Annotated in this window: 10 protein-coding genes; 4 read left to right on the forward strand and 6 right to left on the reverse strand. The window is 74.3% G+C overall.

The annotated features are described in order from the left end of the window. On the forward strand, positions 1-515 hold a 515-nt coding region (locus NBZ83_RS23090), incomplete at its 5' end, for an alpha/beta hydrolase (RefSeq protein WP_261575775.1). Positions 516-594: 79 nt separating this feature from the next. Here the strand turns inward: NBZ83_RS23090 and NBZ83_RS23095 are convergent. Next, the gene (locus NBZ83_RS23095; protein WP_261571322.1) at positions 595-1254 is read right to left on the reverse strand and encodes an HD domain-containing protein; all 660 of its coding nucleotides are present in this window, start codon (positions 1252-1254) and stop codon (positions 595-597) included. A 198-nt stretch (positions 1255-1452) separates the two neighbouring features. On the opposite strand from NBZ83_RS23095, the gene NBZ83_RS23100 reads away from it, so the two are divergent. Together NBZ83_RS23100 and NBZ83_RS23105 are read left to right on the forward strand one after the other, a co-directional pair. Then, positions 1453-3291, forward strand: a complete 1839-nt coding sequence (locus NBZ83_RS23100; RefSeq protein ID WP_261575776.1) for a GlnX family signal transduction membrane protein — start codon at positions 1453-1455, stop codon at positions 3289-3291. Then, on the forward strand, positions 3288-4460 hold the full coding sequence (locus tag NBZ83_RS23105) for a glutamate ABC transporter substrate-binding protein (protein ID WP_261575777.1): 1173 nt from the start codon (positions 3288-3290) through the stop codon (positions 4458-4460). Before NBZ83_RS23100 ends, NBZ83_RS23105 begins: the two co-directional genes overlap by 4 nt. A 167-nt stretch (positions 4461-4627) precedes the next feature. Here the strand turns inward: NBZ83_RS23105 and NBZ83_RS23110 are convergent, their stop codons facing one another. The 4 genes from NBZ83_RS23110 to NBZ83_RS23125 form a co-directional block, all read right to left on the reverse strand. After that, the gene (locus NBZ83_RS23110) at positions 4628-6955 is read right to left on the reverse strand and encodes a serine/threonine-protein kinase (protein WP_261575778.1); all 2328 of its coding nucleotides are present in this window, start codon (positions 6953-6955) and stop codon (positions 4628-4630) included. Positions 6956-7573: 618 nt separating this feature from the next. Next, positions 7574-7831 (reverse strand): GlsB/YeaQ/YmgE family stress response membrane protein, encoded by a 258-nt coding sequence (locus tag NBZ83_RS23115; protein WP_264763725.1) that lies wholly within the window; start codon positions 7829-7831, stop codon positions 7574-7576. Between the two features lie 187 nt (positions 7832-8018). Then, positions 8019-8816, reverse strand: coding sequence for an ABC transporter ATP-binding protein (locus NBZ83_RS23120; protein ID WP_261575779.1), 798 nt, complete (start codon positions 8814-8816; stop codon positions 8019-8021). Further along, positions 8813-9817 (reverse strand): siderophore-interacting protein, encoded by a 1005-nt coding sequence (locus tag NBZ83_RS23125; protein ID WP_261570525.1) that lies wholly within the window; start codon positions 9815-9817, stop codon positions 8813-8815. Before NBZ83_RS23125 ends, NBZ83_RS23120 begins: the two co-directional genes overlap by 4 nt. 279 nt (positions 9818-10096) lie before the next feature. Here NBZ83_RS23125 and ddaH point away from each other — a divergent pair, with 279 nt between their 5' ends. Further along, entirely contained in the window at positions 10097-10921 is an 825-nt protein-coding gene (gene ddaH / locus NBZ83_RS23130; RefSeq protein WP_261570523.1) for a dimethylargininase, read from the forward strand. Positions 10922-10996: 75 nt separating this feature from the next. Here the strand turns inward: ddaH and NBZ83_RS23135 are convergent, their stop codons facing one another. Continuing rightward, positions 10997-12202 carry an aminotransferase-like domain-containing protein gene (locus NBZ83_RS23135; RefSeq protein ID WP_261575780.1) on the reverse strand — a complete coding sequence of 402 codons (1206 nt, stop codon included), beginning with the start codon at positions 12200-12202 and terminating at the stop codon, positions 10997-10999. Positions 12203-12775 lie beyond the last annotated feature (573 nt).

Genomic DNA, 12775 nt, shown 5'->3' on the forward strand with positions numbered 1-12775 from the left:
TCCGGGCCACGATCGCGGCCCTGCCCGGCCGGGGCGAGGACCCGGCGGTCTTCGACGCGCTCGCCGACCGGCTGGCGCTCGACGGCTATCTGCTCACCGTCGTCCCCGACGGCGGTAACCGGGTGTCGGCCCTCGTCGAGTGCCGGGTCCCGGGCGCGCCGTTCGTGCTGCTCGGCTCCGACACCGGCGCACTGACGGCATTGGCGATGGTCGGCTCGCCCGCGGTGCGCCCCGACGGTCTGGTCCTGCTCAGCCTGCCCCTGCTGCACCTGCCCGTGGCCGGCCTGCCCGTCGAGGAGCCTTCCCCGCGCGCCCTGCCCGATCTGCCCATCCTGCTGCTACACGGCGCCGCCGACGAGGTCAGCCCGCTGCCCCTGGTGCGCATGACGACCCGGACCGCGCCGCGCGCCGAACTCGACGTGGTCCTCGGGGGCCACGACGTGCTCACCGGACCGGGCCGACGCTGCGTCGCGGCGCGCACGGTGCTGTTCCTGGAGTCCCTGCTGGACGCCTGAGCCCGCCCGGCCCCCGCCCGGTCCCCGCCCGGCGTCCGGATCCGCTCCGGAGGCCGCATCGCCGCGGGCGGGCAGGCCGTCAGGCCGACAGGTACCTGCGGCGCACCGCCTCGTCGATCATGATGCGGGCGTACTCCCACAGCGCCGGCGAGCCGTCCTCGATGGTCTTCTGGTGGACCAGCACGTCCGCCCGGGTCACCCCGTGCGGACGCCAGGTGCTCCCACCGGTGTAGAAGTTCAGCAGCAGCGGCTGGACCCGGTCGAGCGCGCGGGCGAACCGGGCGTCGGGGGTGCGCCGGGCCTCGAACTCGTCCCACAGGGCCCGCAGCTCGTCCGCCTGGTCGCCGGGAAGCTGCGGGAACAGCCGGTCGGCGGCGGCACGTTCACGTTCGGCCTGACCGGCGGCGGCCTGGGTGTCGTACAGGAACGTGTCGCCCGCGTAGACCTCCACCAGATCGTGGATCAGCAGCATCCGGATGACGCGCCCCTGGTCGACCTGCGCCGCCGCGTACTCGCCGAGCACGACGGCGAGCATCGCCAGGTGCCAGGAATGCTCCGCGTCGTTCTCCCGCCGGGACAGGTCGATCAGGTGGCTCTGCCGCAGCACCGACTTGAGCTGGTCGATCTCCAGCAGGAACGCGATCTGCCGGGTGAGGCGCGGGTCGGTGACTCCCGCGGGCGGCTCGACCGGCCGCGCCGCCGGGTCCGCCGGCCCCTCGGTGACGGGGATCGTCGACACGTCGCTCCTCGCTGCTTGCCGCTTGCCGCTTGCCCGCGTTGCGACCACCGAGGATACGGCTGCTCACGCGGGTTTTGCGCTGGTCGGCCGATCGGCGCGGTTGTCAACTACTCCGCTACTCCGCATTTCCGGCCCGACTCGGACAGGGGGCTCACTTGAAGTAACCAGATCTGCGGGGTACGCGTACGCTCAGTGACTGTGACGGTCGTGGTGTCGCCGCCGCCCGCTCCCGGCGGGGGGCCGGATGCACGGCGCCGCGGGGGCGTCCGGCGACGGTGCGAGGGTGGCGAACCCGGGGCGCCGGTCCCGCCCCGCACTGGCTGGGTCGTCCGAGCCGGGCGGCTGGCGCGGACCGTCGCCGCGCGCTGCGATGCCGGCGTTCGGCTGCTCGGGCTGCTCGGCGTGCTCGTCGTCGCGCTGGCGCTGTTCGGGCTGACCCTGCGCGGCGTCGTCGCCCACCGTCTCGACGCCACCGACGATCTGGTCACCTGGCAGGGGCGGGCGTTGGCCACGGCCCAGGAGCTGCGTGCCGCGCTGTCCCAGGCGGACGCCGCCGCCGCCGCAGAGGTGTTCGCCCCCATCGAACTGCTGGTCGACAAGGGCGAGCCGGTGGCCGAGCTGCGGGCCCGCTACGACGGGATCAAGGCCGGCAAACCGTTCGAGACGAGCGTGGCCGAGGCGGCCCGCGACGTCCTCGATCTGCGCCGCCTCGACCCAAGGCTGTGCGCCACGGATCCGGACCCCCGACTCGGACTCCCCGTCCCAGACCCGGCGGCCGTGGCGGGAGACAGCGGCGACGGCGATGGTGGCGACGGGTCCGACTTCGCGATCGCCGGAGACGGGCCGGCCGGCGGGGCGGACCAGGCCGGCGGGATGGACCAGGCCGGCGGGATGGACCAGGCCGGCGGGATGGAGCCGCCCTGGTCCGAAACCGGGGATGCGCGTGCGCCCGAGGCCGCGGGCGGGCCCGGGGTCGCGGGGGCGCTGGGGGGCGTCCCGTCCGCGGCGTGTCCGCTGGACCTGTTGGCCGAGGGCATACCCGTCTACAACGGGATGGTGGAACGGGCCCGGGCGAACAACCGCGCCGGCCTGTCCGTGGGCGAGGCCAACCTGCGGGCGGCCTCGACGATGATGCGCACCCGGATCCTCCCCTCGACCGAGGTCCTCGTCGCCCGCTACGCGGCCGCCGTCGACCTCGCCTACCAGCAGGCCACCGGGTCGCAGGGGGAATGGGCCATCGTGATCACCGGCGGCTTCGCGCTCGGCTCGCTGGTCGGCGTGCAGCTGCTGCTGGTGCGCAGGACGAACCGCCTGATCAACCCGGGCCTGGTGGTCGCGACCGGTGCGGTGCTGGCGGCCATGATCTGGACGGCGGTGGCGTTCGGCACCCAGCAGACCCGCCTGGACACCGCCCGCGACGCCGGCTACCGGCAGATGACGCTGCTCGCGCGGTCGAAGACGCTGGCCCTGGAGGCCCGGGTCGACGAGAACCTGTCGCTGACCGCGTTGGGCAACGGTGTCCGTTTCGACGAGCACTTCGCCTGGGTGACCAGGGGGTTGGGCTTCGACTCGGCCGGCGACCGGCTGCCGCCCGAACCGGTCACCCGCCGCGGGTCCCTCGTCGTGGCGCTCGACAGCCATCAGGGGGCCGACCTGCCGCCCGGGCTCGAGACGGACCTGCGTTCCTGGCTGCGGGTGCGCGACTCGGTGGTGCGGCTGCTTGCCTCCTCGCCCGACTCGGTCGTGGCCGCCGCCCACGGTCCCGGGGACGCCGGCTCCACCGGTGCGGACCCACGCTCGTCGGACACGTTCGGCGAGGCCGTCACCCGCACCCTCGGACCGGGCACGGCCGCGTTCACCCGTTTCCTCGGCAAGCTGGACGTGGCCGTCGACAACGCTCGCGGCCGGTTCGAGGGCGATGTGCGCCGGGCGGCCGACGCCCTGCGGGGCCTGGCGCTGGCCGGCCCGGCCCTCGTGCTTGCCGCCATGGTCGCCGCGGCGGCCGGGATGTGGCCGCGGCTGCGGGAGTTCCTGTGACGAGCCGCGACGCCCTCGCCCGTCGTCCCGGCCGTTGCCGTCGTCCCAGCCGGCCTGGCCGTCCCAGCCGTCCCAGCCGTCCCAGCCGTCCCAGCCGTCCCAGCCGTCCCGGCCGGCTGGTCGCGGCGGGGCTCGTCTGCTGTCTGGCCCTGCTGGGCGGTGCCGGTTGCAGCACGGCGCGCAGCCCACTGCCGATCGAGGCCGGACCGCTGCCGCCTTCCCCGGCGCCCCCGGCCGAACCGACGCCGGCGCCGGCCGGGGCGGTCAACCCGGATGGCACCTGCCGCCAGGACGGCCGGCCGGTGCGCTCGACGCGGCCGCCGCTGAACCCGATGCCGCCACCGGGTCACATGCCGGTCGGCAGCCGGATGCGCCTGATCGCCGCGGACCGGGGCTACCTGCGGGTCGGCATCGTCACCGACGCACCGCCCGCGGGGCTGATGAACTGGCGCACCCTGCGGCTGGAGGGGTTCGACGTCGGCATCGCCCGCGCCGTCGCCGCGGCGATCTTCGGACCGGACGGTGTCGACGACCACATTCAGTTCCGGGCGGTCACCACGTCGGAACGGGAGGATCTGCTGCGTTCCAACATGGTCGACATGCTCGTCGCCACGATGACCATCACCTGCGAACGCAAGCGGCAGGTGCGGTTCTCCAGCGTCTACTACGAGTCGACCCTGCGGCTGCTGGTCCGCCAGGATGCGGGCTTCACCGACATCGCGGACCTCGCCGGCCGGCCGGTGTGCACCTCGGCGGGCAGCACGGCCAGCGAGAAGCTCGCCCGGTTGCCGGTGCCCGCCCCGCGACCGGTCACCCGTTCCCGCATCGCCGACTGCCTGGTCGCCCTCCAACACGGCGATGTCGATGCGATCGTCGGCGACGACGTCCTGCTCGCCGGGCTCGCCGCCCAGGATCCCTACACGACGGTGCTCGGCCCGCAGGCGTTCGGGGCGGCGTTCGCGGCCGGCGGGCGACTCGACGAACCCTACGGCATCGCGATGCCGATCACCGGCGATACCGCGGGCGACGACGGGTTCGTGGCGTTCGTCAACGGAGTGCTGAACCAGATCATGCTCGACGGCACCTGGTCGCGGCTGTACGACGAGTGGCTGCGGCCCGGTCTGCGCGTCCCCGGCCGCCCGCCGCTGGCCGATGCCGGCGCACTCTGAGACCAAGGCCCGCGAACCGTGATTAACCTCCAGCATCTGCCGACCGCTATATGGCCAGGATCGGCACCAACCGGGGCGGCGAACCCAGCCGACGAGGTGATCAAAGCCGAACCCGGCGGTGCTGCGGCGGCGGGCGGGCCTTGGTGGCCGGCTCCGGCGACAAGCCTTTAGAGCAGCGTGCGGGGGCGGGCGCGGTTCGCCTGGTCCACCAGCCGGACCCGGCTGGCCCGATCGGGGGTCAGCCGGGCCATCTCCCGGTAGGTCTCGGCCAGCCCGAAGCGCAGCTCCCGTTCGACCATGGCCCGACCGAGCAGGGTCGGCGGGCGCGGAGAGTCGGGCGACGGATGGCCCGCGGGGACCAGGGCCAGGGCGGCGGTGAGGATGTCTCGGCGCAGCTCGGCGCGACGTCGTTCACCGAGGTCGAGCAGGGGGTCGGCCAGCAGCGCCGCGGCCCGTAGCAACGCCGCCGACCCGGCCGCCGGGGAGTCCGTCTCGGGGATGCGGGCGACCAGCACGCCGATCATCCGGGCGCGCGACGCCGTGTAGGCGGAGGAGGAGCGGGGTACCCGCTGGTAGGCATCGATCTTGCCGCTCGCCTCGGTGCGGCACCGTGCCAGTCCGAACGCGGCGCTGGTGACGCCGGGGTCGATGGCGCCGACGACGTCGAACAGCTCGGCCGCGCGCTCCCGCGCCGCCTGTCGCTCCCGTGCGGAACCCGCCGTGGTCGCGACGTCGGCGAGCGCCGTCGCGAGGGCGAGGCGGGGGGCGAGTTCCCCGGGAACCTGCGAATACACCCGGTCGAAGTCCGCCGTGGCCAACCCCGGCCGCCGCGCGACCAGGGCCGCCAGCCCCCGGTACCAGTCGATGCGCCACTCCCGGGGGGCCGCCGCTGCCGCGGTGTCCAGGACGCGGGCCGCCTCGCCGAGCTGCCCGGCGCGGATCCTCGCCCGGGCCAGCGCCAGGTGCACCTCCGTGGTCACCGGGACGATCGCGGCCAGCCGGGCGGCGAGCGCCGCCGGGTCCTCGTCGGGCCCGGCGGTCAGCGCCGGCGCGCGCGGGTCATCCTGGTCGACCCGCAGCTCCGGCAGCACCTCCCAGGCGGCGGGTGGCCCGGCCGGGCCGGCCTCCCCGGTGGGATGCCCGGCGGCGTCGAACCAGCGGCTCGCCAGCGGCGGAACCGGCCCCTCCGTACGGGCCACGATCTCGTAGAGCACGCCGACCAGCTCGTCGGCCAGTTCGGTGACGCTCTGGAAGCGCCGCTGCGGATCGGTCGCGGTGGCCCGCCGCAGCAGCCGGTCCAGCGACTCGAACTCCCGCAGCGGGGGGTGCGCGCGCCGCGGTGGCAGCACATGGCGGTAGGCGTCGACGAACCCCGGAAAACGGCCCAGAACGAGCCGGGCCAGGGTGCGGGCGACGGCGAAGGTGTCCGTCGTCACCGACGGTGCGGTGCGCTCGACGCCACCGGGGCGTTCCCCGTCGTCGTCGAGCTCGGGCGCGCGGTAGCCCGGGGTGGACAGGTAGCCGGAGACCAGGTCGTCGAGGCGGCGGGCCCCGCCGAGGTCGATGAGCTTCACCCCGGACGCGGTGACCATCACGTTGTCCGGTTTGAAGTCGCAGTAGACCAGGCCCATCCGGTGCAGGTGGCCCAACGCGGGCAGCACCCGCAGCAGGTAGCGCAGTACGTCCGCGGGGGGTGGTGGGGCGGGGTGCCCGTCCGGGCCGGGTGGGCCGGTGTCGGCCAGCGCGGTCAGGGAGATCCCGGGCACGTACTCCATCACGATGTAGTCCTCGCCCGCGTGGGTGACGTAGTCGAGGATCTTCACGATCGCCGGGTGGGACACCGTGGTGAGGATGCGCCGCTCGCCTTCCGCGATCCGCCGGGCCTCCGGGTTGGCCGCGTCGAGCAGGCCCTTGAGCACCACCCAGGCCTGCACGTCGTCGTCGCCGAGGTTGTCGTCGGTGGCCGCGTACACCCAGCCGAGGCCGCCATGGGCGATCACGCCGTGCACGGTGTACCGGCCGACCCGTTCACCGGGGCGCAGCTTGACGGTGAACGAATAGCGGTGTCCGCACCCACCGCAGGTGCCGTCGAGTGCGACCGTTCCCGACTGGCCGGGTCGGGCCACCGGGGCGCCGCACCCGGCGCACTCCCGCAACCCCACGGGCACACTCGGCGCATCCAGCAGCGGAGGGGTGGAACCGGGCGGTGGCCCGATCCGGCGGGGCAGGCGCAGCGGGTCGCGAGGGACGCCGGGCGCGGGGCCCCGGCGGGGGGAGATCGTCCGTGGGACCGGTACCGCGCCGACGCCCACCACACCCGCGCGGCTGTCGCCGTCGCCGGGCCGGGGTGAACCGGTGAAGCGGGCGCGGGTGGGTTCGGTGGGCTCGAGCCACCGGTCGGGCTCGGCCGCGCCGCCGGCACGGCGCTGCGACGGCGAGTCCGCTCGATCCTTGCGGTGCTCCGCGTCGGGCAGCGTCGCGCCGTCCTCCGTCATGGATCCTCTCCGCCACCGTTCGCGCTGCCACCGCCACCGCCACCGTTCGCGGCCCGGCTGGTGCGCTGCCGCGCCGTCAGCGTGCCACGGCCTCGCACGTTCGTCGTGGCGCGACGCCCTTTGCTCCCGACACGGACAGTTCCGGGGCGGCGGTGCACCTGTGACCCGGAAGTCGGTCGTATGCTGACGGAATTCTGGGCTGTGGCCCGGACGTGGCCCCGCTTGTCGTCTGGTGGCCTCGTCGGCTGGGCGGAGTCTCGCCGCTTTTCTGCCGGCGGGTGATGACGGTGAGGACGAAAAACCGGGGCCGGTCGAAATCCGTCGACGGCCGCCGTATTTCGGCGGCCGGCGCACGGCGGGCTTCTGGTCGGTTCGAAGGACCCGGACTTCGCCGGTGGCGTGGCCTTTCCGGCGATGGTCCGTGTGAGAGGGATCGGCGGCATCCGTGCGGTGTCGGCGCCGCGGGGTCGCGGGGTCGCGGCGTCGCCGAGCGTGGATCGAGCGGATCCGAGCGCAGCCACGGGCCGACCGGGTTACCCGGTCAGCCCGTGGCTGGAACAGGTTCTGTGGCTGCGGCGACGCCGTTGGTGGGCGGGAGTGCCGGAGCTCAGCCGGAGGTCAGTGGTGCACCGGCCGACGACCGGTCACGGCCCGGTAGATCAGCAGCGCGATGATCGCACCGATGATGGAACCGATCAGGCCGGAGGGCTGGAACGCGCCCTCGTCGAAGTCGTGGCCGAACAGGAGGTAGCCGAGAAAGCCGCCGATGAAGGAGCCGACAAGGCCCAGGCCAATCGTCGCCGGAATGCTCAGCGCATCGCGACCCGGAACCACCAGGCGGGCGACTGCGCCGGCGACGAGCCCAAGAAGAATCATGGTGAGGATGAACCAGAGCACGAGAGCCTCCGCAATTTTGCCGTGGCCGGCGGCGGTGCCAGGGTGCGCCGCTTTCCTGTTCGCCGGGGTGATCGCGGGATGTATCCCCGGTGCGGCCCCAGTCAAACTGTCCGATTTCGCAAAAGGTTCCCGAGTGCTCTGGGGTAAGTGAGATCGAACCTTTTGGTCACCCCGTGCGGCGCGGCGCGCGGGCCGACCACCGGCCGTCCTCGCGGCGCACCGCGATCGGATGCTCGAAGCAGGCGCTGACCCGCTCGGTGGTCAGCACGTCGTCCGCCCGCCCGGACGCCAGCGCCCGCCCGCCGCGCAGCAGCATGGCATGGGTCGTCGTGACCGGCAGATCCTCCAGATGATGGGTCACGAGCACGCTCGCCAACTCACCGAACTCCCCGGCGAGCGTCTCCACGCTCGTCAGCAGCCGTTCGCGGGCCGCGACGTCGAGGCCCGTCGCCGGCTCGTCGAGCAGCAGCAGCCGCGGCCGCGGCATGAGCGCCCGCGCGATCAGCGTCCGCCCCCGCTCGCCCTGGGACAGCACAGGCCAGCGGGCCTGGCGGATCGCCGCGATGCCCAGCAGCCCGACCAGCTCAGCCACCCGCCGCCGCTGCACCTCGGTGGGCCCCCAGCGCGGGACGAGCTCGATCGACCCGGTCGCCCCGGTCAGCACGACCTCCTCGACGGTCAGCGGCGAGCGCAGCGGATGGCGGGGGTCGACGTGCCCGATCCAGCCCCGCAGCACCCGGACGTCGACCCGGCCCAGCCGGTGCCCGAGGACGTCCACGCTGCCGCGGGTGGGGTGGCGCACCGCGCCGCACAGGTTGAGCAGCGTGCTCTTGCCCGCGCCGTTCGCGCCGAGCAGCGCCCAGTGCTCGCCGGGACGGACCGTCAGATCCACGTCGGCGAGCAGCTCCCGGCCCTCGCGCACCAGGGTGACACCCGCGCAGTGCAGCACCGGCGGTTGTGTCAATGCGGGCGCCCGTCGCCGCGGTCGCGCAGCGTGGCGCGCATGTCCCGGGCGGTGTCCCGCGCGCGGCGCTTGAGGGGCCCGAGCGTCGCGCGCAGCCGGTCCCGGCGACCCTCGCCCCCCGGTCCGGCGGCACCGACCTCGCCCTCGCCGAAGTCGTGGTCGGGATGGTCCGCCGCTCCCAGCCGCCAGTAGCCGCGGGTCGAGACCTGGGCGCGGTCCAGTCCGGCGTCGAGGAGCTGGCGGCGGATCCGGCGCACCGCCGACGCCTCGCAGGCGACCCAGGCGGCCGTGCCCGCGGGCAGGGCGGTCGTCGCGACGGACTCCGCGAGCGGCTCGCCGGCGGCCCGGGTGCCGCGGTGCAGCCAGGTGACCGTGGACGCCGCGCCGGCCGGCAGGTCGCGGCGGCGCCCGGCGTCGCGGACCTCCGCCAGCACCGTGACGGCAACCAGCGGGGGCAGTCGCTCGAGGATCGTCGCCAGCGCCGGCAGGCCGGTCTCGTCGGCGGCGAGCAGGTGATGGGTCGCCCCGGCGGGGACCTCGTACCCACCCCCCGGCCCGGCGATGGCGAGATGGTCCCCGGGTCGGGCGCCGGCCGCCCACCGCCCGGCCGGACCCTGCGCGTGCAGCATCATCTCGATGTCCAGCTCACCGGCGTCGGGGTCGAACCGTCGCGGGGTGTAGGTCCGCACCACCGGGCGGGGCTGCTTCGCGGGGAAGACCGGCCGCCCGTCCGGCCCCCAGCTCGGGATGGCCGGTTCCCGCTGCCCGTCGACCGGAAGGAAGATCTTGATGTGCTGCGCGGGCCGGGGTATGGCGAAGCCGGCCAGCGCGGGGCCGCCGACAGTCACGGTGACCATGTCGTCGGTGAGCGGGGTGACCCGCACGACCTGCAGGCGTCTCGGGGCGGGGCGGGTGCGTCGTGGCCGCGGCGCGCCCTCACCCGGCGCCGGTCGCGCGGCGGGAGCGAGTGGCCCGGACGGGTCGGATTCGGAGGTCGACATCGTCCTCTACTCTGCCTTTCATGACCGCGGGACCGGACGGTGGGTCCATGCGCCTCGGTGCAACGACCGGCCCGGCGTCCGTGCGGTCGCACACTTCGGCGGCCACTCCGGACAAAGCTACCGAAATGTAAGCCAGTGCTCTGGCCTGCAGGCTGGGGTGGTGGCCCCGTCCTTTCCGGCTCGCACGGTGCCGGGCGTCGGAACGGCGCCGGGCGGTGGCGCGTTGAGCCTGGCGGTGGGCGAGGGCGGTTACCTGTCGGTCCGGTCCGGGGGGCGCCGATGACGTTGGGCGCAGGGGTCCGCCGGGCCCGCGCGCGCCGGTACCTGATGTGCCGGCCGACCTACTTCGACGTCCGCTATGCCATCAACCCGTGGATGGACCCGCGCCAGCCGGTCGACACCGACCGGGCCTGCGCGCAGTGGGAGACGTTGCGGGCGCTGTACCGCGACCTCGGCCACACCGTCGAGCTGATCGACCCGCTGCCGGGCCTGCCCGACATGGTCTATGCCGCCAACGGCGGCCTCGTCGTCGGCGGGCGCGCGCTCGGGGTCCGGTTCCGCTATCCGCAACGCAGCGGCGAGCAGGAGCCCTACCTGCGGCGACTGGCGCGGCTGGCCCCGGGCGGGGTGTACCGCCCGGCGCTGGTCAACGAGGGCGAGGGCGACTTCCTGCCCGTCGGGGACATGATCCTTGCCGGCACCGGGTTCCGGTCGGAGCGGGCGGCGCATGCCGAGGCGGCCCGCATCCTGCGCCGCCCGGTGCACTCCCTGACCCTGGTGGACCCGCGCTTCTACCATCTGGACACGGCGCTGTGCGTCCTCGACGACGATCTCGTGGCCTACCTGCCCGCGGCCTTCGACGACGCCGGCCGCGGGCTGCTTGCCGCCCTGTTCCCGGAGGCGATCAGGGTGAGCGAGGCCGACGCGGTGGCGTTCGGCCTCAACGCCGTCAGCGACGGGCGGCACGTGGTGCTCGCCGCCGCCGCCGAGGGGTTCGCCGCCGAGCTGCGCCACCGGGGGTTCGAGCCGATCGGGATCGAGTTCGATGAGCTGCGCCGCGGCGGCGGCGGGATCAAGTGCGCCACCCTGGAGATCCGCGCCTGAGCGGACTGGTCCCGAGCAAGCTGGTTCTGGGCGGACTGGTTCTGGGGGGGACTGGTTCTGGGGGACTGGTGGAGCTCACCCGACCGCGGCCCGGCCGGCGAAAGCGCGGGCGAGGCGGGCCATCCCCTCGGCGATGCGCTCCGGCGCGTGGGTGGTGAACGACAGACGCAGCGTCGCCGGGTCCGGTGCGCCGGCGAAGAACGGCGCTCCGGGAACATAGGCCACGTCGTGGGCGACCACGGCGGGCAGCAGGGCGGCGGCGTCGTGGCCGGCGGGCAGCCGGACCCAGACGAACATGCCACCCTCGGGCCGGTTCCAGGAGCTGCCGGCCGGCAGCGCCTCGGCGAGCCCGGCGAGCATCGCGTCGCGCCGCTGGCCGTACACCGCGCACAGCCGCGCGATGTGGGCGTCGGGGTCCGCCTCGGCCAGGTAGCGGGCGGCGGCCGCCTGGTCGACGGTCGAGGTGTGCAGGTCCGCGGCCTGCTTGGCGATGACGCAGGCGCGGCGCAGCGTCGCCGGCGCGCGCAGCCAGCCCAGCCGCATGCCCGGGGCCATGGTCTTGGAGAAGCTGCCGAGCAGCACCGTGCGGTCGGCCGCGGCCGGGTACGAGGCGATCCACGACTGCGCCGTACCCTCGTATCGCAGCTCGCCGTAGGGGTCGTCCTCGACGATCCACAGGCCCTGGCGGGCGGCGATCTCGGCGACGGCGCGGCGGCGGTCCGCGGTCATGGTGCGGCCGGTGGGGTTCTGGAAGGTGGGCACCAGGTACAGCAGCCGGGGACGTTCCCGGGCGACGAGCTCGGCCAGCTGGTCGGGGAGGATCCCCTGGTCGTCGGTGGGGGCTGCGAGTACCCGAACGCCGGCGAAGCCGAAGCACTGCAGCACGGCGAGGTAGGTCGGGTTCTCCACGACGACGGCGTCCCCGGGCTCGAGCAGGGCGCTGGCGAGCAGCGTCAGGGCCTGCTGGGAGCCGGTGGTGATCAGCAGGTCGTCGGGGTCCGTCGGCAGGCCGCGACGACCCAGGCGGGTGGCGACCGCCGCCCGCAGCTCGGGGTCCCCCTCGGTGGTGGAGTACTGCAGCACCCGCCGGGGATTGTCGGTGAGCACCTGGTCGTAGGCGCGCCGGATGCCGGCGGCGTCGATCAGTTCGGGGGCCGGCAGGCCGCCAGCGAACGAGATCACCTCCGGCCGGGCGGTCAGGGCGAGGATCTCGCGTACCGGGGAGGTGCGCACCGACCGGGCGCGGGCGGCGAGCGCGGGTGGGGCGGCGACGGTCGTCATGACGGTGTGACTCCGGTTCCGGTTCTAAGGAGGGACGGCCGCCCGGGGGCCGGGTGGCGTGGCCGATGTCCCGCCCGTCGACCGGGTCGCGGCGGCAGGCGAGACATCGAGGTTCCCGACGCCGGGCCGACCGTCTCGGCCGCGCCGGGGAACACCGGCGGGCATCCCCTCACGGGAACGCCCTCTTCGGGGTGTCCCAACATCTGGACTGGTTCTCTCAGATGGCGAGCATCTGCATGCTATCGCGCCCGGACGCCGTGACGTCCGGACGGGGCCGGCCAAGCCCGACCTGGCTCAGGCGTGACGATTACTTTCTGTGACGCTGTGACGGGGAGCAACGAACCGTCGATGAACCGTCAGTAGGTCCGGTGGAAGCAGAATGGAGTTGCTCGGTCAAGGGTCGTCCACACGGCCCGAGCACGGAAAACCGAGGCCGGGCAGGCCGAGACAGGCACTAGAGCGTAGACGGGGGGAAGCCGGCATGAAGGCTATATACGAGGCGCCGGAACTTCAGTCTCAGGGCACGTTCCGTCAGGCTACCAGTTTCGTTGTCTTCGTCGGGAGCTTCGGAGG

It is taken from the genome of Frankia gtarii, from assembly GCF_025403375.1.
Lineage (GTDB): Bacteria > Actinomycetota > Actinomycetes > Frankiales > Frankiaceae > Frankia > Frankia gtarii.

Coding starts and splice junctions, on each gene's coding strand:
- NBZ83_RS23115 (WP_264763725.1), bottom strand. CDS start 7,831: ATGATTCTTCTTGGGCTCGTCGCCGGCGCAGTCGCCCGCCTGGTGGTT.
- NBZ83_RS23110 (WP_261575778.1), bottom strand. CDS start 6,955: ATGACGGAGGACGGCGCGACGCTGCCCGACGCGGAGCACCGCAAGGAT.
- ddaH (WP_261570523.1), top strand. CDS start 10,097: ATGACGTTGGGCGCAGGGGTCCGCCGGGCCCGCGCGCGCCGGTACCTG.
- NBZ83_RS23135 (WP_261575780.1), bottom strand. CDS start 12,202: ATGACGACCGTCGCCGCCCCACCCGCGCTCGCCGCCCGCGCCCGGTCG.
- NBZ83_RS23125 (WP_261570525.1), bottom strand. CDS start 9,817: ATGTCGACCTCCGAATCCGACCCGTCCGGGCCACTCGCTCCCGCCGCG.